19 protein-coding genes and 1 pseudogene are annotated in these 23,816 nt (G+C 72.3%); 10 read left to right on the top strand and 10 right to left on the bottom strand.

What is annotated here, in order from left to right; all coding sequences use genetic code 11:
• Nucleotides 1-61: 61 nt before the first annotated feature.
• Nucleotides 62-790: a GAF and ANTAR domain-containing protein gene (locus QMK28_RS20415; RefSeq protein WP_326440010.1), complete on the top strand. Its 729-nt coding sequence runs from the start codon at nt 62-64 to the stop codon at nt 788-790.
• Nucleotides 791-826: 36 nt separating this feature from the next.
• On the opposite strand, the gene QMK28_RS20410 is transcribed toward QMK28_RS20415, so the two are convergent.
• Together QMK28_RS20410 and QMK28_RS20405 are read right to left on the bottom strand one after the other, a co-directional pair.
• Nucleotides 827-1,666 (bottom strand): pentapeptide repeat-containing protein, encoded by an 840-nt coding sequence (locus QMK28_RS20410; RefSeq protein WP_326440008.1) that lies wholly within the window; start codon nt 1,664-1,666, stop codon nt 827-829.
• Nucleotides 1,667-1,823: 157 nt separating this feature from the next.
• Nucleotides 1,824-2,405, bottom strand: coding sequence for a histidine phosphatase family protein (locus tag QMK28_RS20405; RefSeq protein WP_326440006.1), 582 nt, complete (start codon nt 2,403-2,405; stop codon nt 1,824-1,826).
• A 312-nt stretch (nt 2,406-2,717) separates the two neighbouring features.
• Between QMK28_RS20405 and QMK28_RS20400 the strand changes: the two genes are divergently transcribed.
• Together QMK28_RS20400 and QMK28_RS20395 are read left to right on the top strand one after the other, a co-directional pair.
• Complete coding sequence (locus QMK28_RS20400) at nt 2,718-2,942, top strand: CbtB domain-containing protein (protein ID WP_326440004.1); 225 nt, start codon at nt 2,718-2,720, stop codon at nt 2,940-2,942.
• A gap of 14 nt (nt 2,943-2,956) precedes the next feature.
• Nucleotides 2,957-3,760, top strand: coding sequence for a CbtA family protein (locus QMK28_RS20395; RefSeq protein WP_326440002.1), 804 nt, complete (start codon nt 2,957-2,959; stop codon nt 3,758-3,760).
• 53 nt (nt 3,761-3,813) lie between these two features.
• On the opposite strand, the gene QMK28_RS20390 is transcribed toward QMK28_RS20395, so the two are convergent.
• Entirely contained in the window at nt 3,814-3,939 is a 126-nt protein-coding gene (locus QMK28_RS20390; RefSeq protein ID WP_326440000.1) for a hypothetical protein, read from the bottom strand.
• Nucleotides 3,940-4,170: 231 nt separating this feature from the next.
• Here QMK28_RS20390 and QMK28_RS20385 point away from each other — a divergent pair, with 231 nt between their 5' ends.
• On the top strand, nt 4,171-4,473 hold the full coding sequence (locus tag QMK28_RS20385) for a hypothetical protein (RefSeq protein WP_326439998.1): 303 nt from the start codon (nt 4,171-4,173) through the stop codon (nt 4,471-4,473).
• 274 nt (nt 4,474-4,747) lie between these two features.
• Here QMK28_RS20385 and QMK28_RS20380 read toward each other — a convergent pair whose 3' ends face one another.
• From QMK28_RS20380 to QMK28_RS20360, 5 genes are all read right to left on the bottom strand, one after another.
• The gene (locus QMK28_RS20380; RefSeq protein ID WP_326439996.1) at nt 4,748-6,292 is read right to left on the bottom strand and encodes an AMP-binding protein; all 1,545 of its coding nucleotides are present in this window, start codon (nt 6,290-6,292) and stop codon (nt 4,748-4,750) included.
• Between the two features lie 179 nt (nt 6,293-6,471).
• On the bottom strand, nt 6,472-7,248 hold the full coding sequence (locus QMK28_RS20375) for a GNAT family N-acetyltransferase (protein ID WP_326439994.1): 777 nt from the start codon (nt 7,246-7,248) through the stop codon (nt 6,472-6,474).
• Between the two features lie 353 nt (nt 7,249-7,601).
• Nucleotides 7,602-8,231 (bottom strand): hypothetical protein, encoded by a 630-nt coding sequence (locus QMK28_RS20370; RefSeq protein WP_326439992.1) that lies wholly within the window; start codon nt 8,229-8,231, stop codon nt 7,602-7,604.
• 363 nt (nt 8,232-8,594) lie between these two features.
• The gene (locus QMK28_RS20365; RefSeq protein WP_326439990.1) at nt 8,595-8,948 is read right to left on the bottom strand and encodes an antibiotic biosynthesis monooxygenase family protein; all 354 of its coding nucleotides are present in this window, start codon (nt 8,946-8,948) and stop codon (nt 8,595-8,597) included.
• 186 nt (nt 8,949-9,134) lie between these two features.
• Nucleotides 9,135-9,305, bottom strand: coding sequence for a hydrophobic protein (locus QMK28_RS20360; RefSeq protein ID WP_326439988.1), 171 nt, complete (start codon nt 9,303-9,305; stop codon nt 9,135-9,137).
• Nucleotides 9,306-9,984: 679 nt separating this feature from the next.
• Between QMK28_RS20360 and QMK28_RS20355 the strand changes: the two genes are divergently transcribed.
• The 5 genes and pseudogenes from QMK28_RS20355 (at nt 9,985) to QMK28_RS20335 (ending at nt 15,165) form a co-directional block, all read left to right on the top strand.
• Nucleotides 9,985-10,920, top strand: coding sequence for a nitroreductase/quinone reductase family protein (locus tag QMK28_RS20355; protein WP_326439986.1), 936 nt, complete (start codon nt 9,985-9,987; stop codon nt 10,918-10,920).
• A gap of 478 nt (nt 10,921-11,398) precedes the next feature.
• Nucleotides 11,399-12,424, top strand: a complete 1,026-nt coding sequence (locus tag QMK28_RS20350) for a hypothetical protein (RefSeq protein ID WP_326439984.1) — start codon at nt 11,399-11,401, stop codon at nt 12,422-12,424.
• Nucleotides 12,421-13,008, top strand: a pseudogene (locus QMK28_RS20345) (L-lactate permease); the annotation flags it as partial. The gene QMK28_RS20350 and the pseudogene QMK28_RS20345, both read left to right, overlap by 4 nt.
• Before the next feature lie 58 nt (nt 13,009-13,066).
• Nucleotides 13,067-14,431, top strand: coding sequence for an IS701 family transposase (locus tag QMK28_RS20340; protein ID WP_326439982.1), 1,365 nt, complete (start codon nt 13,067-13,069; stop codon nt 14,429-14,431).
• 185 nt (nt 14,432-14,616) lie between these two features.
• Complete coding sequence (locus QMK28_RS20335; protein WP_326440051.1) at nt 14,617-15,165, top strand: GNAT family N-acetyltransferase; 549 nt, start codon at nt 14,617-14,619, stop codon at nt 15,163-15,165.
• Between the two features lie 128 nt (nt 15,166-15,293).
• On the opposite strand, the gene QMK28_RS20330 is transcribed toward QMK28_RS20335, so the two are convergent.
• Nucleotides 15,294-16,466 (bottom strand): putative Ig domain-containing protein, encoded by a 1,173-nt coding sequence (locus QMK28_RS20330; protein ID WP_326439980.1) that lies wholly within the window; start codon nt 16,464-16,466, stop codon nt 15,294-15,296.
• 97 nt (nt 16,467-16,563) lie between these two features.
• On the bottom strand, nt 16,564-17,457 hold the full coding sequence (locus tag QMK28_RS20325) for a LysR family transcriptional regulator (RefSeq protein ID WP_326439978.1): 894 nt from the start codon (nt 17,455-17,457) through the stop codon (nt 16,564-16,566).
• 522 nt (nt 17,458-17,979) lie between these two features.
• Here QMK28_RS20325 and QMK28_RS20320 point away from each other — a divergent pair.
• Nucleotides 17,980-23,816: polyketide synthase (locus QMK28_RS20320; RefSeq protein ID WP_326439976.1), on the top strand; the 5,837-nt coding region annotated here is incomplete at its 3' end.

Here is a 23,816-nt window from a genome sequence, read left to right as displayed (position 1 = left end):
CGCGGCGGCTGCGGACCGGGTATCAAGACGGTAGGAGGCCGCGACGACGAGGGTGAGTGAGATGGCGCAGACCCAACTGTCCGACGTGTTCGTGGAGATGGCCGACACTCTCGTCGATGACTTCGACGTGCTCGACTTCCTGCACGTACTGGCCGAGCGATGTGTCGAGCTGCTGGGCGTTTCGGCCGCCGGGCTGATGCTGACCGACGAGCGGGACCGGCTGCAGGTCGTCGCGGCCTCCTCCCAGGGGACCCGGTTGCTGGAACTGTTCCAGTTGCAGACCGACCAGGGCCCGTGCGTCGACTGCTTCCGTACCGGCCGGCCCGTGTCGGTGGCCGACCTGCCATCCGTCGGGCGGTGGCCGCGCTTCACCGCGGCGGCTGCCGAGGTCGGCTTCGCCGGGGTGCACGCGCTGCCCATGCGCCTGCGCTCCGAGGTGATCGGCACGCTGAACCTCTTCGACGTCAACCCCGGCGCTCTCGACGCGGAGAAGCTGCGGGTCGGCCAGGCCCTGGCCGACGTGGCCACGATCGGGCTGTTGCAGCAACGGGCCATTCGCCGCCGGGACGACGTCACCGAGCAGCTCCAGAGCGCGCTGAACAGCCGCGTCCTGATCGAACAGGCCAAGGGCGTCCTGTCGGAACGTCTGGACGTGGATGTGGAGCGAGCCTTTCAGCTGCTGCGCAGCAACGCCCGCGGCCACAACCGGACCTTGGCCGACCTCGCCCGGGCGATCGTGGACGGTTCCGAGGGAACTCCGCCGGCGGGGGCAGTCGAAGGGGCCCGCTGACGAGGTGTACGCACTGCCGTGAGGGCGCGGCGGGGGCTACGGCGACCAATGCGACGGGCGGGTCAGCGTGGGCGGCAGCTTCGTGCCGGCGTCGCCCTTCGCCGCGTTGAGCTGGGCTTGGGTGAGGAAGAAGCTCTCGGTGAGGTCGGCGCCCGCGAGGGAGGCGTCCCTGAGGTCGGCCCCGATGAGATCGGCCAGTCTCAGGTCGGCGCCCGTGAGGTCGGCGGCGATGAGGTAGGCCCCGCGCAGATTGGCTCCCTGGAGATCCGCGCCCTTGAGAGCGGCCCCGATGAGGTCGGCGCCCCTGCGGTTCTTCTTCTTGCGCCGCACCGTGGCCCGTACGAGTTCGCTCGCGCGCAGCAGCAGCGCGTTGACGTCGTCCCGGTGCGCCGCGACGTCCAGCTCCACGAGGGAATCGGGGCTGAGCCGCGTGAGACGTTCGGTTTCCCCGAGCGCGCGGCGGAGCTCGCTGTGCAGCGGGCGGGCCGGTCGCAGGGTCAGCGCCTCGGTCAGGTACCAGAGCAGCTCGTGGAGCTGCCGCATGACCGGGAACACCTCGTACATCTGCTGCGCGGTCTGTGGCGCGGCTCGCCAGTCCCGGCCGCCGAAGGTGATCTGGGAGACCTGCTGCCCCGCGCCGAAACAGTCGTAAACGGTGCAACCCGAGAAGCCCTGCTGCCTGAGGCGCGTGTGGATGCCGCAGCGGAAGTCCGACTGCAGATTGGCGCACGGGTCCCCGGCGTCCTTGCTGACCGCGAAGTCCGCCGAGGCGGAGAAGGGCAGCGCGACACAGCACAGCCCGAAGCAGTTCCCGCAGTCGGCCCGGAGGTCGACGCGGCCGCCGCCGGGTGCTGCGTCCTGGGGTGTCTCGGGCATGGTGCGGGTTCCTCTTGCGTGGTGAGCGGCGGGCTTCGGCGTGCTCGGATCGGCCGTACCGGCTGTGGCCGTACGCGCGCCGGGCGGGCGTCCGGCCGGACAGCCGCCAGTCAGGGGGTGAGTAGAGCTCAGGACATATGCGCTGGTCCAGTCGATTTTACGGGTTCCGGGCGGGTGCCAGAGCCCGGCCGCTGCGCAGGTTCCAGCGCCCGGCCCGGCCGCTCAATTCGGTCAGCGTCAGCGGAAGCACGTCGATCCGCCAGAACCCCGGTACCGGGGTGCCGAGGGCGTGCACGACGGCCGCGCGGACGACGTCGGGTTCGGCGACGGCGATGACCCGTCCCGAATCGCCGCTCAGCTCGTCGAACCAGCCGGCGACGCGGGCGCACAGGGCGTCGAGGGACTCACCGCCGTGCGGGGCGGCGGCGGGGTCCGAGAGCCAGGCGGTGACCGCCTCCGGCTCGCTCGCGGTCAGCTCGTCGAGGAGCCGGCCGCGCCAGCGGCCCATCGCGCAGGGGCGCAGGGCGGCGTGCGGCTCGGCCTGCACGCCGAGGGCCTCGGCCGTCCGGCGGCAGCGCGTCGTGGGGGAGGCGAACACCCGGTCCCCGGCGGGGAGAGTCCCGTACGCGGCCTCCGCCTGCCGCAGTCCGACGGCGTCCAGCGGACTGTCGTCGTCGAAACGCGCCTCGCGCATCGCGGCGCTCATCGCGGGCGAGATGAGAATCACTCGTACCGTCATCGGCTCTCCTTCCGGTGCCCCGGGCCCGGCCACCGCGCTCAACTTCCGTGGCGCGCAAGGGCTTCGGCGTACTTTAACGGCTGCCGCCTGCGCCTACGCACCGGGTGCGGCCCCTTGGCCCGCCTGCCGGATCGCGGTACCGTCGCGTCGATATGACGACGGCAGGACGGAAGTCCGGTGAGAACCCGGCACGGTCGCGCCACTGTATGCCGAGCACCCTCTGCGCAGGTCGAGGATGCTGGTGAGTCAGACCCGATGGCCGTCGCCCGAGCTTCACCGACTGGGACGCGAGTTCCCCGAGGAGGTCCCGCTATGGCTCAGTCCATCGCACCCCCGGCCATATCCCCCGCAGGCCCCGCTGTCACGCCGTTGCCCTTGCGCGCGGTTCTGCCCTGGGCCGTTTTCTTCGGCACGCTGATGCTCGTGCTGCTCTACTTCGTCGGCGCCGAACAGGGCGCCACATCCGTCTTCTCCGGTGCGGGCGTGCACGAATGGGTGCACGACGGACGCCACCTGCTCGGCTTCCCCTGCCACTGACGGAGATCACGCACATGCATGCCTCCACCGTCAGAACCCTCCTCGTACGCGGCATGATCGCGGGAGTCCTCGCCGGACTCCTCGCGTTCGCGCTGGCGTATCTGGTGGGCGAGCCCTCTGTCGACGACTCCATCGCCCTGGAGGGCAAACAGTCCGCCCCGGCCCACCACGAGCACGGCGCCGCGGCCGCGGCACCCGAAGAGGAGGAAGAGCTGGTCAGCCGACCGGTTCAGTCGACCTTCGGGCTGGCCACCGGCGTCCTGGTCTACGGGGTGGCCCTGGGCGGGATCGCCTCGCTGGCGTTCTGCTTCTGCCTCGGCAGGGTGGGCAGCCTGCGGCCCCGGGCGACCGCGGCGCTGACCGCGGCCGCCGCCTTCACCACCGTCTATCTGGTGCCGTTCCTGAAATACCCGGCGACCCCGCCGGCCGTCGGCAATCCGGACACCATCGGGGAACGCACCACGATGTTCTTCCTGATGATCGCCCTCAGCGTGCTGCTGGCGGTCATGGCCGTCATCGTCGGGCGACGGCTCGTGCCCCGGCTGGGCAACTGGAACGCCACGGTCGTCGCCGGGGCCGGCTACATCGCCGCGGTGTCGCTGGCCTGCCTGCTGCTGCCCGGTAGCGCCGACTCGGTGAAGAGTTCCTTCCCCGCGTCGCTGCTGTGGGAGTTCCGCCTGGCGTCGCTCGGCATTCAGGCGCTGTTGTGGACCGTCTTCGGGCTGCTCTTCGGCGCTCTGGCCGAACGCGTCCTGACCCCTCGGGAAGCCACCGCCGCCACTGGCGGTGCTGCCTCGGCGCAGGCCTCCACCGGCTGAGCCGTGATCGCGTGTGAAGGGGCCCGCCGGGGCGCGCCGGCGGGCCCCTTCGCTTATCCCGGAACCGTCGGGCAGCCGAATTTCGCGTTGCTCCCGACATTGGTGATCATCCGGCGCAGCACCTTGACGGCGGAGGCGTACTCCTCATCGCTGACGCCGTCATGGATCCGCGCCCGCATCTCGGGCGACAGCTCCGCGAGCCGGTCCCGCAGGTCGGAACCGGTATCGGGACGGGGGCCCGACGCCTTGCCAACTGGGCTTCGATATGGCGGACTTGGCAGGCTTTGTCGCGCCGCACTCCCCTTCTGCCGCCACAGCTCATTTGATGCGCCTGGCCCGCAGGGCGTGACCGTCGATCCCGGATTTCGTTGCGATGGTGTCCGCAAAATCAGTGAGACCCAAGGAGCACCATGCGCATCCGGAACTCTGTCGCAGTCACCGCCGTCCTGATCGGTGGCGGTGTGCTCGCGGCCGGCGGCACCGCGTTCGCCGACGCCGGCGGTCCCGTCGATCTGGTGGGTGGCCTGCCGATCGTGGGGGGCCTCGCGAAGGGTGGCCTGCCGACCGACGCTGTGAGCGGCATCGTGCCCGGCGGCCTGCCGACCAACGCGCTGACAGGTGCCCTGCCGACCGACGCTGTGACGGGAGCCCTGCCGCTCGTGACGGGAGCCGTGCCCGGCCACGGGCTGCTCGGTGGGATTCCGCTCGGCTGATCCGTCCCCAAATCGCCGGGGGCCGGTGGCAGGGGGCGGTTCGGACGGATTGCTCGCAGCCGGTCTGACGGCGCACGGCTGGGCGTCATGGGCGAGGACGTCACGGCGAAGGGGACAGGCCCGAGGAGCGGCGGAGCGCATCACGCGCTGTGTCTCTCCTCGGGCTCCTCGCTGCCGAGGGCCCGGGCCCGCTACCAGTGAGCCGGCCGGATTCCGGCTCGCCCGGCTCTTTCCGAGTCCGCGACGCGCCCGGGGCGGGAGTCCGCGCCCCCGGTCAGCTGACGGCGCTGAGTTCCCGCTCGGCCTGCCCGCGCAGGAGCTTCTTGTCCGGCTTGCCCACATCGGTCAGCGGCAGAGCCGGGACGAACGAGATGTGGGCCGGCTCGTACATGGTGCCGCGTTCCCTGCGCACCATGTCGCGAAGCTGCTGTCCGTCGATGCCGCTGCCGGGTACGGGGATCACGGTGGCGTGCACCCGCTCCATGCGGTCGGCGTCGCGGACGCCGAAGACGGCGCTCTGCTGGACCTGCGGGTGCGAGTTGAGGAGGTCCTCCAGCTCGGTGGTGTACACATGGCCGCCGACCACGACGATCATGTCCTTGAGCCGGTCGACGATGGTCAGGTAGCCCGCGTCGCTGAGGTGCCCGATGTCGCCCGTGTGCAGCCAGCCGTCCCGCAGGACCTCGGCGGTCAGCTCGGGCTGCTTCCAGTAGCCCTTCATGATCATGGGGGAGCGTACGCAGACCTCGCCGTGCTCGCCGCTGGGCAGATCGCGGCCCAGCTCGTCGCGGATCGCCACCTCGACGTCGGGCAGCACCTTCCCGGCGGAACGCAGCAGGTCCGGGCGCTGCTCGTCGTGGTCCTCGGCGGCCAGCATGCTGATGCCGCCGGCCTCGTTCTGCCCGTAGCCCTGGACCAGCACGGGTCCGAAGCGGCGTACGGCGTCGGCGATCCGGGACGGGGACGCCTGGCAGCCGCCGTAGATCACTGTGTGCAGGCTGGAGGTGTCGGTGTGCCGCGCGTCCGGGTGGTCCACCAGTTGGTAGAGCAGCGGCGGCAGCAGGAACAGGTGGGTGATGCGCTCGCGCTCGATGGTGGCCAGTACGGCCGCGGGGTCGAAGTCGTCGAGGAGCACCACGGTGCCGCCCGACTGCAGCGTGTTGTCGGCCATCAGGCCGGCGGCGTGCGCGAGGGTCGTGCAGACCAGCTGCCGCTGCTTGTCGTCGGGCGTCTCCGGTTCCGTCCGGAACCAGCGGGCCTGTTCGAAGGTGGTGCAGATGCCCTTGGGGTGGCCGGTGGTCCCGCCGGTGTGGCGGATCGTGCACACGTCCTGCGGCTGGGCCCGGGTGGAGAACGGTTCGGCGGACTCCCCGGCCGCCAGCTCCAGCAGGTCCGCGCCCACCGGTGTGGGGCCGAGCACGAGGACGTTGGGGACCGGCGACAGCTCGATGATCTCCGCGAGCTGCTGGACGCAGCGGGGGTCGGCGATCAGCGCACGTGTCTCGACGTCACGGACGATGGCGGCTTGCGCTTCGACGGAGAGCTTGCTGTAGAGGTGGTTGACCCGGCAGCCGATCAGGTTGGCTGCGTAGCGGGCGGCGATGATCTCCGGCAGGTTGCCGCTCAGAAAGGTGACGGTCTGTCCGCGGTCTACGCCCTGTGCGCGGAGTGCTCGGGCCATCCGGTGGACGAGGTCGCGGAACTCGCCGGCGGTGAGGTGGCGGTCCTGGTGCACCAGGGCTTCGCGGTCGGGGTCGGCGCCCAGTGCGTCGAGGTTCTCTTCCACGTAGGTGCGGAAGGTCTGGGCTGCTGATGGCATGCGGGGGGCCTCCTGTCGCCGGTGTGCTCATCCACGCACCCGGCGGTACGGTCAGTATATGGTTGCCAAAGGCAACTAAAGTTATGGTATCCGCTATTGATCAACAACTCCAAGTCGGGTGATTCGGTCCGGGCGTTGGTACGGCCTGGTGATGAAATCTAGGGGCCTGGTGGTGAAACCTAGGGTTGGTACACATACGGGGTGGTCGTGCTCAGGTGGACGAACCCGAGCCGTTGCAGGATCGGGCGGCTCTGGTCGGACGCGTCGACCTGGAGATAGCGGAAGCCGCGTTCGGCGGCGATGTTCGTGCGGTGGGCGACCAGTGCCTTGTAGATGCCCTTGCCGCGCCAGGGGGCCGCGGTGCCGCCGCCCCAGAGGCTGGCGAACTCCGTGCCAGGGTGCAGTTCCATCCGCGCCGCGCACACCGGCAGGTCGCCGGCCATCGCGACGACCGCGACGAGGGTGTCCGGGGCCGCGGCGAGTTGCGCGCGCAGCTGCTGCTCGAGCCGCGAGCCGTCCGTGCCGAAGGCCTGCTCGTGGGCCTCCACTACGAGATCGAGGTCGGCCGGCTCGGTGACGGGGCGCAGCTGGACGCCTTCGGGCAGCTCGACTTCGGTGGGCAGGTCCCGGACCTGGGCGACCATCAGGGCTTCCGCGGGCTCAGCGGTGAACCCGGCCGCCCGTAGCCGTGCCCCGAGGTCGTCGGGGCGGTCGTGGGTGTAGAGCTTCCACTCGCACTCGCGCTCCACCGAGGTGAAGTGCCGTACCTGCGCCGCGATCGCCGCGTCCGCGGTGTCCCGGTCCAGGTCCGACCAGAGGACGCCGTTCCAGTCGTGCGCCGCGCCGACCTGCCGTACTACGTCACCGTCCCGCTCGACCTCGGCCCCGGGGGCGTCGGCCCGGGCGTCCTGTCGCATCTGTCGGTCGAACATCGCCAGCACCGCATCATTGTCCATCCGCGCACTTCAGCACCGGATGGGCGGGCAGGGCAACCGGATTGTGGTGCTCCCGTCCCCGGCTCGGGCGGCTCGGATCCAGACGGCGTACAAGGGTTCCTGCACGCCGTACGGGAACGGTGATACCAGCATGTCGATCGCATCGGCTGGCTTCCGCGCCGACATCACCACCAGGGGAGGGGGCCGGCATCACCGGTCAGTTTGGGCGCCGTCTGGATGGGGGCGTGTGGCAGGACCTCGAAGCCTGCTGACCCGCCGCCCCTCCGCCCGTACAGCCCGGCAGGCCCGCCCCGTGCTGCCGGGCAGTACGGGCGGAGGGGGCATGGCCCGGTTCCCTGCCGCCCCGCCTGTCGCTACGCGGGGGTGGGCGCCGCCTGATCCGCGTCGGCGGGCTTCGCGTCGGTGTCGGCCGCGGGGACGTGGTCGTAGTAGACGGACTTGCCCTGCGGGGCGCGGCGCACCGCGGACTTCGCGACGAGCGCCTCAAGGGCGGTCCGGATGGCGTTGACGGTGACGGTTCGCTCCGGGTGCCGCTCGGTCACGTCGGCGGCGACCTCGGCGGCGGACTTCGGCTCGCTCTGGCCTGCCAGGTAGTCGCGCACGAGCTGCACCAGGCTGGGCGGCTTCTGTGCGCCGGCGTCCTCGGTGCGCGTCTTCGCGGCGCTCGCCGCAGTGCGGCCCTTGGCAGCCTTTGCACCCTTTGCCTGCCGGGCCTTGGGCACCTTTGACTCTCCTGAAGTGCGGGGCGCCGACTTGTTCTCGGCGGTGTCAGCATCAGTCGCCGTACCGGCGGAGCCGACGGCTTGCTGCATTTCGAGCAGCATGGCCCGGTTCCGCTCCAGTACCTTCAATTCCTTTTCGAACACGGCCATTTGCTCGGTGAGCCGCTCACGCTCCGCGGCATTCCGCTCCAAGTCGGCGGCGAGCTTGGCTTCGTACTCCGCTTGCAGGCTCTGGCTGGTGGGGGAGGGGCTGTCTGACACGGGGACCACGCACCTTCGGGGGAAGTTCCGCATTGTTGGTTTCCGGCGATGGTACTGATGGTCCACTCCGGAGCAACCCAGGACGACGCGAAACACCCCGTACGGTCGGTTGCGGACGACGCCAAGAACCCTGCCCCTGGGTATTGGGGCATTCAGGAATTCGGGCTCTGGGGACGCGCCGGAAGCGGCAGTTGGCAGTGCCCGGCCGACTGCCGGACAACGGCGGCGGGGACCGGCCGGCGCAGGCGGACTCCCCGTCGAGCTGAGCCGCGCCGGCCATGGCGGCGGTCCGTCCGCCATGGCCGGCGGGAGGGGGCGACCCCTGACGCACCGTCTCGTTTCTCGTCTCGCGTCTGGACGGGCCTATGCCTGGTGCGTGGGCTCCGCGGTCCGGTGCGTGGACTCCACGGTGAACAGCCGGGGATCGAAGCTCAAGGCGACCTCGGCGGCATGCCGCATCTGCTCCCGGGCGGCTGGATCGGCCAGCATCGCCTGGAAGTGCTCCTCGCTTTCCCACTGCGCGTAGTTGACGACCCGTTCGCCGTCGCGGCTGGCATGGATGTTGGCGGAGATGAAGCCGGGCTGATCCCGCATGAACTTCTCCGCCGTACTGCTGAGCAGCGCGACCAGCTCCGCCTGCCGATCCGGCTCGACAACGAAGACATTGATCAGCGTGGCGATGGGACGCGCGGCTTCGATTGTGGTGGTTGTCGTCATGCCTGCATGCTCGCAGCACCGTCCGCCGTCCGGGCGGAATCGCCGCCCACCACTTCGGGGGAGACGGGCGCGAGCGCAGGTGCCGGGGCGGGGACGATGACACCGGGCCGGTGCATGATGTGCCGGCGCACGCACAGGGGTCCCGGACCGTACGGTCCGGGACCCCTGTGCGTTGCTGCGCGAGACCTACCAGCGATACCAGCGGCCGCGCTTGCCGCCACTCGCGGCCGGGCGGACGAGGAAGCCGAGCAGCCAGACGGCCAGCACGATGACGGCGACGATCCACAGAGCCTTGAGTGCGAATCCGGCACCGAAGAGGAGCAGCGCGAGCAGTAGAACCACGATCAGGGGAACCATAGTTATCAACCTCCGAGCCGACGTGTGCCCCGGGCCAATCCCGCCATGCGTTCGAATTTATGCGTTTCTTATGCCACGTTCAGGGCATACGTGCACGCCGGTAGGGGCCGACTGCGCCCTGCTGCGGCGGCTCCTGACGGGGAGAGTCCGTCGCCGGCGGCTGGGGTGGCGTCCGGCGGTGAGCGGAACTCCACGAGTGGCTGCGGGAGCTGCACGCCAGGCGCCGCACGGCTCCCCGACGGCAGGGCGACGCGCCGGCCGCGCTTGTGCCAGGCACGCGAGATCGTTGACAGGCCGCTGCCAAGTGGCTGTAATGGTGCGCGTGTCACGTGACGCCGACCGAAGAGCAGTAGGCGGGTCGGCAGTCGGGCGAGCACCTTTCTCTGAGGGACATGCCATGAGTTCATACTCCGCACCCCGCACCTGACGTAAGCGCCTTCGCGCGACGTCCCTTGTCCCCCGCGACACCCGGCACCGCCCAGGTGACCTCAGTACGCCATGCCTCCCGACGGCCGCCGGCTCCCGGCGACCCTCCGCGGCTCCGCGTGCTCGATCGATCTCCAGCTCCGGGCCGGGACGTCGCGTGCGGTCACCGCGCCGCGCGCTGAGCGCGCTCCCCCGTCATCCAGTCTCTCCGCGGCCACCGCGGACCCCACACCTTCCTGGAGACCGACACCGTATGCCCGCGACTTTCAACCAACCGATCATCGAGGAGTTCCGAGCCAACGGGGGAAAGGTCGGCGGTCCCTTCGAGGGCGGCGACCTCCTCCTGCTGACCACCACCGGCGCGCGGACGGGGGAGGAGCACACCGCTCCGCTCGGCTATGTGCGCGAGGGCGGCCTGCTGCTGGTCGTCGGGTCCGCCGCCGGCGCACCCCGTCATCCCGCGTGGTACCACAACCTGCTCGCCCACCCCACCGTGCGGGTGGAGATCGGCGCCGAGACGTTCGAAGCCATCGCTGTCCCGGCCGAAGGCGCGCGGCGCGACCGATTGTTCGAGCAGGTGGTGCGCGCGGCGCCCGGCTACGCCGACTACCAGGCCCGCACCACCCGGACGCTGCCCGTCGTAGCGCTGGAGCGCTCCGATCCCGAGTCGGAGAAGGGCGCTCGCGAGGTCGCCGATCTCGCCGGCAAGCTCGTGGAGGTCCACACCTGGCTGCGCTCGCAGTTGCGGCACGTGCGCGTCGAGGCCGACGCCCACTTCGCCGAGCGGGCGGCCTACCAGAGCCCCGGCGAACCGCCCTCGCCGGGTCTGGGCCTGCAACTCCGGCAGCACTGCCTGGCGTTCTGCGAGACCCTGGAGTTCCACCACACCAGCGAGGACGCGCACCTGTTCCCCGCCCTCGCGAGCTACCACCCCCACCTGGCCGGGGCACTCGACCGGATCCGCGAGGAGCATGTGACGATCGCGCGCGTCCAGGCCGGACTGGTCGCCCTGCTCGCTGACATCGGCACCGCCGAACCCGGGCGATTCCTCACCGAGCTGGACCGGATGTCGGAGGAGCTGCGGGCGCACCTCGACTACGAGGAGGAGTCGCTGCTCCCCGTGCTGGCCGAGATCCCGTGGCCGCCGGCCCCGCCGGCGCCCGACGCGGCCGAAAGCGCCACCGCCTGACGGGTGACCACGGGAGGGCGGCGACGGGCGCCGTCGGCCTGTCGCAGCCCTCCCCGCTCGCCGGTGCCGGACGATGCGCGCTACGGTCCGGCACCCGCGCGCGTGATCCCATAGCAGCGCCCGGCTGCACGGGCCGGGGACGGGATCCGGACGGGAACTCCGTCGAGCTGCGCTGGTATCCGCAGGACGCCGGGCACTGAGCCTCGCCGGTGCCGGTGCCCGTACCGGCACCGACGCCGCGGTCGAGAAGCCGTCGGCCCGCTGAATTTCGCGACTACCGACGTAAATATCCGCACTCCACCCCTATGAGTGGAGTATTGCGTTTTGCTGCCGTTCGCCAGAAGTCCGAGATGTGGATGGGCGCGAGCGGAAGAACCTATTTCCGCTGCCGTGCACGCGTGGGTAGCGGCCAATATTCTATTTGCGGCTCTTTTCGACCTGACCAAGTCACAGGAATCGTGTTGATCATGAGTCAGTGATGGATGCAGAGTTCAGTTGCCCGCCGTTCGTGAAGGGGAGCTGGGTACGGCGCCTGCACGGCGACCTGGTGCCGCTGCTCAGCACCGAGATGCGGGTGGCCTTCCACCGCCGCTGCGCCGCCCTGGACGCCGGGGACCGGGCCGAACAGGACCTCGTCGCGGCGCTGCGGACGGCCGTCGACGCGGGCAGGCTGGAGGCCGAGCTGGACCGGCTCGACGGCGAACACGTCCTGACCTTCGGCGAGTTCCACCCCGACCGCGTCCTGTTCCCCGACCCCGGAGAGCTCACCGGCAGCCGGGCCTACCAGAACTGGTACGTCACCCGGCTCCTCGAAGACCTGCGGGAAGCGGAACGGGGCCTGGCGGGCAGCCCGCTCAAGGCCGCGCTGGAGGTGCTGCGCGACCAGCGGGACGGCCTGCGGCACGCCGTCGACTTCGGCGGCCTGGAGGAGAAGTCCCACGAGGAGTTCTACGGGTCCTTCACGTCCGTACTCAACCGGTCGGTGACCGGGCCGCAGCTGGACCGGCACGAGGAACTGCTCGCCCTGATCCGGGCCGGAGTCGTCCGCGTACCGTTCGGCCCCGAACCGCGCACGGACTGGGACAGTCGCACCGGGACCTGGCGGCTGTCCTCGACACGGCTGGCCGATCCGTACGCCGAGTCGGCCGACTGGCTGTGCCGGGCGACCTCCGGCCAGCCGGACGCCGAACACACCGCGAGCCCGCTGCTGCTGGACCTCCTGCACACCGGCCACATCCGCCGCCACCGCCCGCAGGCGCCCAGCAGCCGCGGCGTGGACATCACCCCCGGCCAGCACCCCATCGGACGGCAGGGCGAAGTGGACGAGCAGATGTGGGTGCTGGGTCCGCTGTGCGAAGGCGCCACCTTCTACAACCACTACGTGCCCGCACCCGGCGGCGTCTCGCGGGCCCTGAAGGACGCGCACCGCTGCGTGGCGGCCATGCTCGACGCGGCGCGCCGCGGCACCGAACCATCCATCGCCCGCACGGAGGCCGTCCGATGAACGCGGCCCTGGCCACACTCCCGGTCCTGGTCACCCTGGGCCTGCTCGCGGCGCGCGTACGAGCCCTGTACGCGGCCCTGGCGGCCCTGGGCACCGCGGGGATCCTCACCGCGACGGCGTTCCGCACTCCGCTCGGCGAACTCTCCGAGGCGCAGGCGCACATGCTGCCCACCGTCGTCGAGCTGGCCGCGATCCTGTTCGGCGGCATCCTGCTCAGCGAACTCATGAGCCGCACCGGCGCCCAGCGGCGGCTGGGGCACTGGATCGGCGGCGCGTGCAGCTCACCGAGCCGAGCGGTCCTGCTGGTCATGCTCGGCGTGACCCCCTTCGCCGAATCGCTCACCGGCTTCGGCATCGGCGTCGTCGTCGCCATCCCGCTGCTGCGCCAACTGGGCCTGGCCCCGGCCAAGGCGGCGGTGGTCGGTCTGCTGGGGCTGGTCACCGTGCCGTGGGGCTCGCTGGCCCCCGGAAGCCTGGTCGCCGCCGAACTCGGCGGGGTCGACTTCCAGGAGCTGGGCGTCGATTCGGCGCTGCTGTCCGCACCCGTCTTCCTGATCTGCGGCGCGGCGGCGCTCGTCGTCGCGCTCGGCGCGCGCCGAGCGGCGGCGATGGCAGTCCGTACGCAAAGCGCTGGCCGTCCATGTGAACAAGGTGACGACGCCAAGGGCGTGGGTCGTCGCGCCCTTGGTCATTCCCAAGGCCGGAGACCATTCGGTAGGGGTCGGCCGCCACTCGACTTCCGCCAATGGACAGCACGCGTTCGGCGTCTGGCTCGTGGCCGACGGCATGAGCTGCCCGGTGAACTGGCGTCTCACACTGCCTGATTCCTGGCTCGACGACCGGAGCCGGCGGCGGCGCGTGCGCATTCCCGACGAGATCTTCCCGCTCTCCTCCGCACACCTCGTGTTCGACGCCTTCGACGAGATGACCGGGCCCTGGGGGATTCCGGCGAGTCCAGTCGTGATGGACCCGCCCGAAGACGAGGTGTGGTCCTTCGTCGAGAGTTTCACGAGCCGGAATATGCCGTTCCTGATCCGGATCGGCGCTACCACCGCGCTGACACCGGCGGATCAGCCCAGAACCGGATCGGGCGGCGCGGGGCCGCCGGCCGCGCAGCAAGTGGCCGACTCACGGAAGAAGATGTGCCGCCCCGTCGCCTGGCTGTCCCCGGTCGACTCCGTGGCCCGCTCAAGTCTCGTACTGATGACAACCGTGGAGAATCCCCTCGCCCCCACCGCGTCCCGCGGACAGCCCCTGACGCTGCTGGCGGAGTGGGGAAAGCTCACCCGGGCGCCCCTGGGGCTGTGGCTGTCCAACATGACCGATGCGGCGCCGGCCGCGCTGCTCCGGCTGAGCAAGTCCCCTCAGCGGGTCGCCAAGGACTTCTCCGAGGTGAGTTCCGAGGTCGGAATCGCGGACTTCGAAGGGCGGTCCTTCGACGGCTGGCACCGGCACACGACCCTCGCCTCCATCGCCCACACGCTCGCGATCCAGTCGCTGACGGAATCCGGAACGCGGCGCTGGGCCGGCGCTGGGCCGCCCGGGTCGACGGGACCCCTTGGCATCGGTGCGGGCCCGCTCGGCGATCGCGAGGTCGGCGCCCATCGTGGACCCGGATACCCGCCGGGACCCCGCCGGATCAGGTCGGCGAAGTGTGGATCCGCGGAGCGGGCGGTGCGCCCAGACCGGTTATGCCTAAATAAACGGTTCTGGGCGAAAAGTCTTACGATTGACCGGAGGGACAAGGTCACGGAGGGACGAATCATGGCGCAGGCCGATGCCTACGAGCTGGTATTCACCGACACCACGCCGCCGGACACGGCGGTCGAGGATCTCGTGGTGGTGTACCGCACCGACCGGAAGGGGTCGGGCGGACATCCCGTCTACGTCGACGACACCGGCATCGTGCAGGCGGAGATCAGTGACCGCGCGGAAGTTCGGATGATGGCCAGCGGCGGGCACCAGGAGCCGCGCGCCGGGGTGCGGGCCCGCACTGTGGCCCGGTAAGCCGATTCCGGGCGCTGCCCGCGGGGTCCCGGCCGGGGGAGGCCGGGGTGGATACCCTGCCGCGCGAGACGATCGTCGACGTTCTGGAGGTCCGGCTGCTCGACGACATCCTCGCCGGCCGCCATCCGGCCGACGGCTACCCGCCGCTCAGCTGCGATGTCAGAGCCGGATGCGAGGATCTCGGCATGCACAGCGGATCCCTCGACCTGCGGCAGGTCACCTCCCCGAGCGATGTCACCCCGGAGCTGAGGCAGGCTCTCACCGACTGCTGGATCGAGGTCACCAACGCCGGAGGGGCGGCTGGGTTTCCCTTTCCGCCCATCGACGCGACCCAGGCCGCACCGGCTGTCGACAACCTCGCCAAGGGCCTCGCCCCCGAGTCCAGCCGCCTCCTGACCGCCACCGTCGACGGCGAACTGGCCGGCTGGCTCAACATCCGGCGGGACGCCTTCGCGCTGGTCGCCCACTGGGGGACCCTGCACCACGTCCAGACCCTCCCGGCCATGCGCGGCCGCGGCATCGGGGTCGCGCTGATGCACGCAGTCCGCGAGGTCGCCCGCGCCGACATGGGCCTGGAGCAGCTGCACCTCGCCGCGCGCGCCGGGGCCGGGCTGGAGGACTTCTACGGCCGGCTCGGCTGGAAGGAGATCGGCCGCTGGCCCGGTGCGCTCCGGCTCGCTCCGGATGACGACCGCGACGAAATCCTTATGATCCTGGCCCCGCTCCAGCTCTAGCCAGTCTCTAGCTCTAGCCGGATCCAGTCGCCCGGCCGGGCGTGATGGTGCGCGGCGAGAGCAAGCGGCAGTCCTGGCGGCTGTCGCAGCGGTCGCGCGCATTCCCTGACGGGCCTACCGCCTGGTGGTCAGAACCAGTTGACGGTCAGGGGGAAGGTGGTGCTCGCGCTCGCTTGGGCGGTGTCGGTGGCGGTGGCGGTGATCTGGAAGGTGCCGGTCTGCCAGGTCTTGCCGGTGATGCGTCCGGTGGTCGCGTCGATGGCCAGGCCGAAGGGGAGTCCGGCGGCGCTGTACTTCCGTGGCGGGGTCCCGCCGGCAGCGGTGATCTGGACCGCGCAGGTCTGGTTGAACTTGCAGCTCTGCGGGCCCGGGTTCGCCACACTCAGCACACCGTCCGGCGGCTGGGTCCCGCAGCCGGGGGTGGCCTCGGGCGGGAGCGGGACGCGCCAGATCTGGGTGTCGTTCTCGGAGCCCACCAGCAGGGACGCGCAGTCGGCGTAGGTCACCGTTTCGCCCTGGGACTGGGCCGGCAGAGCGACCTCGGCGAGCTTGGCGCCCGCGGCGCTGTACACATAGGCGGTGTTCGCGCCGATCGGGCCGCCGCTGCGCAGGACGTAGGACTTGCCGTTGGGGGAGAAGGCGCCGTCCGTGGCGAAGACCGGACCGGGGCGGACGGGGGTGAGGGTGTTGAGCTCGCCGGGCCGCGTGGGCAGCGGGGCCTGGTAGAGCTGACCGGCTGCGCCGATGAGCTTGCTGGCGACGTAGAGCCGGCCGGTGACCGGGTCGGCGAGGAGCGACTCGGCGTCGTGCTTGCCGTCGGAGTAGGCGAGGCGGGTGGTGGCGGGTGTCACCGAGGAGGTGGTGAGCGTCGCGGGCTCGGGGAAGCTGTAGACGGTGAGTTCGGCGCGTGAGCCGAAGTTGTCGCCGATGTCGCCGACATGGATGACCGGGTTGCCCGACGGGTCCTTGCCGATGGTCAGCGCCTCCCAGTCGGTGTTGGTGGCGCCGGTGAGGGTGTACGTCGCCCGGAGCCGGCCGGTGGCGCCGGTGCAGTCGACGGCGAACACCTGGTTGGTGTTGCCGCTGTCATTGACGGCGTAGAGGACGCCCGGATGTCTGCTGCTCAGGGCGAGGCCGCTGAGTTCCGCCAGCCCGGCGGGCAGGGTGCAGCGGGGCTCGGCCGCGGCCGTGGGCGCGGCGGGTGCGGCCGGCGTCGCAGTGGCCGGGGACGGCAGGGAGCACAGGGCTGTTACGAGGGCGCCGGCGGCCAGCAGCGCGGCGGCGGAGCGTGATGGAAGCATGGGCGCAATGTGGCGGCGGGCGTCCGCGGAGCCAAGCGAGTTCGCCGACCCGTTGGGCATGGAGCGATGCCGGACGGGCATGGCAGCCGCCCGCACGTCATCTGGCGGGTTCCCGGACCGGCGCGTTGTGCAGGGCGTGCGTGATGAAGGTGTGGGCGGCGCGGCTCAGCTGATGGCGCGGGTGCACGATGCCGACAGGGCGCAGCAGCGGCGGGGTGAAGGAGCGGACCTCGACGCCGTGGCCGAAGGCCCGTAAGGCCATGTCGCGGTACCAGATCAGCGAGCCGTGCCCGCCGGTCACGCCGGTCACCCAGGCCAGGCGTTCGTCCACTTCGAGGGTCGGAAGGGGGCGGACGGACAACCGGCCGAACATGGCCTCCAGCTCGGTGCGCCGCCCGGTGCCGGGCGTCGGCAGGATCATCGGCAGGCCGTCGAGCCGTCGGAAGGGCAGCGGGTCGGGCAGCCCGGAGCCGGCGGGGGAGATCAGGACGACCTCGCGTTCCTGCAGGTGGTAGGAGGCGAGCTCGCCTCCGATGGGCAGATCGACGAGCCCGAGGTCGGCCAGACCGTCGGCCAGGCACTGGCTCAGCGCTTCGCGGCTGTTGTGCTGGAGCAACTGGACGTCGATGTCGGGATGGCGCTCGGCGAAGGCGGGGAGGAGGGCGGTGCCCAGGTCGAGCGAGAGGGTGGGGGTGGTGACCACGCGCAGCGTGCTGCGGGGGCGGTGGCCGTGTGCCGCGCCGATGTCCTCGATCGCCTCCACGGCGCCGAGAACGGTGCGCGCCAGGCGCACCACGCGGGCGCCTTCGGGGGTGAGGTCCACACCGCGTCCGCGGCGGGACAGCAGCTCCACGCCGAGATCGCGTTCGAGGGACTGGATGGCCCGGGAGAGCGCCGGCTGGGCCACGTAGACGGAGGTGGCGGCCGCGGTGATGGAGCGGAAGTCCGCGACGGCGATGAGATAGCGCAGTTGCTGGAGGGTGGGGGCCATGGCCGGACGTTAACCGCAGCACGGTGAAGGTGTAAGGGGCGCTTTGGCGAACAACTGAGCCGAGGCGCACTCGTATGGGAGACCCGCTCGGCAGCGAGCCATACCGCTGAGGCATGGGTGAACGCCGGTGCCTCAGCGGGGACGGGTACCCGTGGGTGTGCCTGGTGACGGGCTGCGTCCCAGGCCGGAGGGTCAGCGTCCGCCGGGATGGGGCGTTTCCGGGCCCGCCGTGACGGTGTCCGGGAAGCGGCCGGGGCGGTGGGGCCCGAGCGAGGCTGCGTTGACAGTTGAGGAGGGCAGCCGCACGATGCACCCGGCATCAAGCGGGTTGCCGCCGGTCACCCCGGTGGTGGACATCCGCCTACGCCGTTGAGCCCGCACCGCCCGCCGAAGTCCGACCCGTCACGTCTGTGACGACGCGTCACTGCCCGGCCCCGCGTATGCACCGCAGCACCGCAGCGGACGTTTCCCCGCCCCGCTCGGGCTGTGCCATGCCGTGCGCAGCGGAACGAAGGAGAGACCGTGACCTCTCAGCCCCTGCCCAGTCCGCCCGGCGACCGGGACCTCGTGATCGCCCTCACCCCGTTCGAGGAGCCCAGCGCCCGGATCGTCGCCGCCGCCGAACGGGCGGGCGCACTCGGCCTGCTCGACCTCGGCCGCGACCCCGGCCGGGCCAGGCACGCGCTCGCCGAACTGACCGGGCTGTTACCGGGCCCGTACGGCGTCCGGGTCCCGGCCGGATGCCCGCTCGGGCCGGACGATCTGCCGGCGGGGGTGGACACCGTGCTGCTCACCGGGTCGTCCATCGAGCCGGCCGCCGGGCCTCGGACGGGCGCGGTGGCCGCGTGGGCGGCGGGCGGCGGCCGTCGTGTCTGGGCCGAGGTCACCACCCCGCGGGAGGCGGTGGCCGCCGTCGCCGCCGGCGCGGCCGGGATCGTGGTCAAGGGGCATGAGGCGGGCGGCCGGGTGGGAGAGCTGACCACCTTCGTGCTGTTGCAGCGGGTGCTGGCCGACCCCGCGGTGACCGTCCTGGTCCTCGCGGCGGGCGGCATCGGCCCGCACACGGCCGCCGCCGCGATCGCGGGCGGGGCCCGGGGCGTCGTACTCGACGCGCAACTGGCCCTGACCACCGAGGGCGAGGCCGGACTCCCCGGGCCGGTGGTGGCCGCGATACGGGCCATGGACGGCAGCGAGACCACGGTCGTCGACGGGCACCGCGTCTACACCCGTCCCGACCTCGGCCCGCCGGCCGGACCCGGCGCGGACACCGCGCGGCTGCTCGGCGCCCGCAGCCTGCGGACCCAGTACCTGCCCATCGGCCAGGAAGGGGCGTTCGCCGCCCGGCTCGCCGACCGGCACCGCACCACCGGCGGCGTGCTGCAGGCCGTACGGGCGGCCGTCACCGGCCACTTGGACGCGGTGGTACGCACCAGGCCCCTGCGACGCTCCGGCCGCCCCGCCGCCCGCGAACCGCGACTGCCCGTGGCCCAGGGGCCGATGACCCGGGTCAGCGACCGGCCCGCCTTCGCGTCCGCGGTGGCCGACGCGGGCGGACTGCCCTTCCTCGCCCTCGCGGTGATGGCAGGACCGGAGGTACGCCGGCTGCTCACCGAGACCGCCGAGCGGATGGCGGACCGGCCCTGGGGCGTGGGCCTGCTCGGCTTCGCCCCGGCGGAGCTGCGCCGCGAACAGCTCGCCGCGGTCGCCGCCGCCCGGCCCCCGTACGCGCTCATCGCGGGCGGGCGGCCCGCCCAGGCCGCCCCGCTCGAAGCGGCGGGGACCAGGACGTATCTGCACGTCCCCTCGCCCGGACTGCTGGACCGCTTCCTCGCCGAGGGCGCCCGGCGATTCGTCTTCGAGGGCATGGAATGCGGCGGCCACATCGGACCGCGGGCCGCCTTCCCCCTGTGGGAGGAGCAGATCGAACGACTCCTCGGCTGCCCCGACGCGTCCGCACTCGACCTGCTCCTCGCCGGCGGCGTCCACGACGAGCGCTCCGCGGCGATGGCCGTCGCCGCCGCCGCGCCGCTGGCTGAACGCGGCGCCCGGGTCGGAGTGCTCATGGGCACCGCCTACCTGTTCACCGAGGAGGCCGTCGCCGCCGGCGCGGTCGTGGAGGGATTCCAGCGGGCGGCGCTCGACTGCGAGGCGACGGTGCTGCTGCGCAGCGCGCCCGGTCACGTCACGCGAGCGGCGGCGACCGCGTACGCCGATGCCTTCGCCGGTACGAAACGGCGGCTGGAGGAGGCCGGGGCGAGCCCGCGCGACGTGGGGGAGGAGCTGGAGCGGCTCAACCTCGGGCGGCTGCGGATCGCCAGCAAGGGACTGCGGCACACCGGCGGCGCGCCGGCCCCGGTCGGCGCGCGGCAACAGCGCCGGGAGGGCCTGTACATGCTCGGGCAGGCCGCCACCGCCCGGCACACCACCACCACGATCGCCGCACTGCACGCGCAGGTCACCGACGGGGCGACGGCTCTGCTGGCGGAGCGGGCGCGGCAGCTCCGACCGTCGGCCGCGCCCTGCGAACCCGCGCAGGAGCGGGCCCCGCTCGACATCGCCGTCGTCGGCATGGCCTGCTGCTACCCCGGCGCGGGTGACCTCGCCTCCTACTGGTCCAACGTCGTCGCCGGGGCCGACGCGGTCACCGAGGTGCCCACCGGCCGGTGGGACGCCGCCGTCTACCACGACGCGGACCCGGCGCTGGCCGGTGAGCGCACCCCGTCCCGCTGGGGCGGCTTCCTGCCCCCCGTCCCGTTCGACGCGCTGGCGCACGGCATCCCGCCCGCCTCGCTCGGCAGCATCGAACCGGTGCAACTGCTCGCCCTGGAGGTCGCATCCCGCGCCCTGGACGACGCCGGATACCGGTCGCGGGCGTTCGACCGCTCCCGCACCTCCGTCGTCTTCGGCGCGGAGGCCGGCACCGACCTCGCGGGGGCCTACGGCTTCCGCGCCCTGCACGCGGGCTACCTCGGCGAACTCCCGCCCGAACTTGACGCCCAACTGCCCAGGCTCACCGAGGACTCCTTCCCCGGCGTCCTGGCCAACGTCATCGCCGGGCGGGTCGCCAACCGCCTCGACCTCGGCGGCGCCAACCGCACCGTCGACGCCGCCTGCGCCTCCTCGCTGGCCGCCCTCGACCTGGCCTGCAAGGAACTGCGCGACCTGAGCAGCGACATGGTCCTGTGCGGCGGCGCGGACGTGCACAACGGAATCAACGACTACCTCATGTTCGCCTCCGTGCGGGCGCTGTCGCCCACCGGCCGGTGCCGCCCCTTCGACGCGGCGGCCGACGGCATCTGTCTGGGCGAGGGCGTCGGCTGCCTGGTGCTCAAACGGCTGGAGGACGCCGAACGGGACGGCGACCGGATCTACGCCGTCGTCAAAGCCGTCGGTGCGTCGAGCGACGGGCGCTCACTGGGCCTGACGGCGCCCCGCCCCGAAGGCCAGCGGCTCGCCCTGGAACGCGCCTACCGGCGGTCCGGGACCGACCCTCGCGAGGTCGGCCTCATCGAGGCGCACGGCACCGGCACCGTCGTCGGCGACAGCACCGAACTGACCGTGCTCACTGACCTCTACACGGCGGCCGGGGCAGGACCCGGCACCGTCTCCCTCGGTTCCGTGAAGTCCCAGCTGGGCCACACCAAATGCGCGGCGGGCATGGCCGGCCTGATCAAGGCGGCGCGGGCCGTGCAGAGCGGGGTCCGGCCGCCGACCCTGAACCTGACCGCCCCCAACTCCGCCTGGCAGCCGGACACCAGCCCCTTCTCCTTCGACTCCGAAGCCCGGCCGTGGGCGGTCCCCACAGCGCGGCGGATCGCCGGAGTGAGCGCCTTCGGCTTCGGCGGCACCAACTTCCACGCCGTACTCGCCGGATACGCGGGCACACCCGGACCCGGCCCCGCCCACGGCCTCGACGCCTGGCCCGCCGAACTGTTCTGCTTCCGGGGCGCGGACCGCCCGGCGGCGCTGCGCGCCATCGCCCGGCTGTCCGCGCGGCTCGAACACAACGACGCGGCGGGACGCCCCTGGCCGCTGCGCGACCTCGCCGCCGAGACGGCGGCCGGCGAGGAGCAGGTCCAGGTCGCGGTCGTCGCCACCGGCCTCGACGACCTGGCCGCCAAACTGGCACGCGCCAGGGAATTCACCCCGGGCGACGGAGTCCACGTACGCGAAACGGCCACCGACCCGGGCCGCGTGGCCTTCCTCTTCCCCGGCCAGGGCAGCCAGCGCACCGGAATGCTCGGCGAGCTGTTCATCGCCTTCCCACCGATGCAACGCCTGCTGCACGACGCGCCGCCCGGCTGCGCCGCCGCGATGTTCCCGCCCGCCGCCTTCACTCCGGAGGAACGGGCCGCCCAGCGCGCCGCCGTCACCGACACCCGCATCGCGCAGCCCGCCCTGGGCATCGCCGGAGCCGCCGTACACCTGCTGCTCACCTCGCTCGGCGTACGGCCCGACTGCACGGCCGGGCACTCCTACGGCGAGCTGCCCGCCCTGTGGGCGGCCGGGGCCTTCGACACCGACGAACTGCTGCGGCTCAGCGCCCGGCGGGCCGGGGCGATCCTCGCCGCCGCAGCGGACGACCCCGGCGCGATGGCCGCGGTGAAGGCTGCCCCGGAGCAGGTCCGAGACATCGCGGCCGGCGCGGGCTGCGTCGTCGCCAACCACAACGCACCGCTCCAGTGCGCCGTCTCCGGACCCACCGAGGCCGTCGACGCCGCCGTCGCCACGCTGCGGAAAGCGGGCCTGAGCGCCGAACGCCTCCCCGTTGCCTGCGCCTTCCACAGCGGGGTCGTCGCCGACGCCGCCAAGGCCTTCGCCGCCGTGCTGGAGGGGACCGACGTCTCCAGGACGGCGGTCCCGGTCTGGTCCAACACGACGGCGCGGCCCTACCCCGCTGACGTGGCGGCCGTGCGGGACCTGCTGGCCCGCCAACTCGCGGAACCGGTGCGCTTCGTGGAGCAGATCGAGGCCATGTACACCGCCGGGGTGCGGACCTTCGTCGAGGCGGGCCCCGGACGGGTGCTCACCGGCCTCGTCGGCAGGATCCTGGCGGACCGGCCGCACACCGCCGTCGCCTGCGACGCCCCGGGGGAGCACGGCCTGACCCGGCTGGTCACGGCGTTGGCGGAACTCGCCGCGGCGGGCGTCCCGGTCGACCCCGAAGCGCTCTTCAAAGGCCGCGCGGGCACGCTCCCCGAGGCCGCCCCCCGCCGCCCGGGGTGGCTGGTCGACGGCCATCTGGTACGGACCTCGGACGGCGAGCCCGTCGTCGGCGGGCTGCGCCCGGCCCGCCGGGTGACGGCCGGGCGGGCTGCCGAGGCAGGGGCACGGGAGGACGCCGTACTGGCGTACCTGCGCGGGGCACGGGAGCTGGTGGCCGCGCAACGGGACGTCATGCTCGGCTACTTGGGGGCGACACCGACAGGGTCGGCAACACCGGCCATTGCGGACGCGCGCCCCGAACTCCCCGTCGCCGCCGAGCGGTCGGCGCACCGGACGGTCCCGCTCCCCGGGCCGGACGGCAACCGGCCGGCCACACCCGCGCGCGTCATGGAGGCGGTACTGGAGATCGTGTCCACCCGCACCGGATATCCGAGGGACATGCTCGCCCCCGGTCTCGACCTGGAGGCCGACCTGTCGGTGGACTCCATCAAACGGGTGGAGATCATCGGCGCGCTGGCCGATCGGATCGGCCTGCCCCAGGGCACGGACGGACCGGAGGAGTCCGCCGTCGAGGAGCTCGCCCGGGTCAAGACCATCCAGGGCATCGTCGACTGGATCACCAGCCGCAGCGCGCCGGAGGAGCAACCGAAACCGGGAACCGCCCCGGCCGCGCCTGCGGAGACCGGCACCGTACCCGCGCTTGCGGAGATCCGGCCGCTGTCCGCGCCGCGCCGCCCCGACCGGCTCGTGGTCCAGGTCACGCCGGTCGGGCCGGCCGACACCCGCGACCCCGGCGCGGTCCTGTCCGGCCGCCGCTTCGTCGTGGTCGAGGACGGACTCGGGGCAGCCCCCGCCCTCACCGCCCTGCTGGAATCGCACGGGGCCGAGGTGCGCACGGTCCCCGCCGAACGCCTCCGCGACGCCCCGGGCGTGGACGGCGCGGACGGTGTCGTGGACCTGGGCGCCCTGCGGCCGGCTTCGTCGCCGGTCCTCCCGGAGGCGTTCGCGGGGTTGCGGCGGGTGCTCGTCGGCGGCGCGCGGTGGCTGCTGCTCGCGACCGGCTCGGGCACCGGATATCCGAGGGACATGCTCGCCCCCGGTCTCGACCTGGAGGCCGACCTGTCGGTGGACTCCATCAAACGGGTGGAGATCATCGGCGCGCTGGCCGATCGGATCGGCCTGCCCCAGGGCAC

It is taken from the genome of Streptomyces sp. H27-D2 (genome assembly GCF_035828615.1).
Classification (GTDB): domain Bacteria; phylum Actinomycetota; class Actinomycetes; order Streptomycetales; family Streptomycetaceae; genus Streptomyces.
The sequence above is the reverse complement of the archived record's forward strand: the minus strand, read 5'-3'. Positions and strand labels throughout refer to the sequence as shown.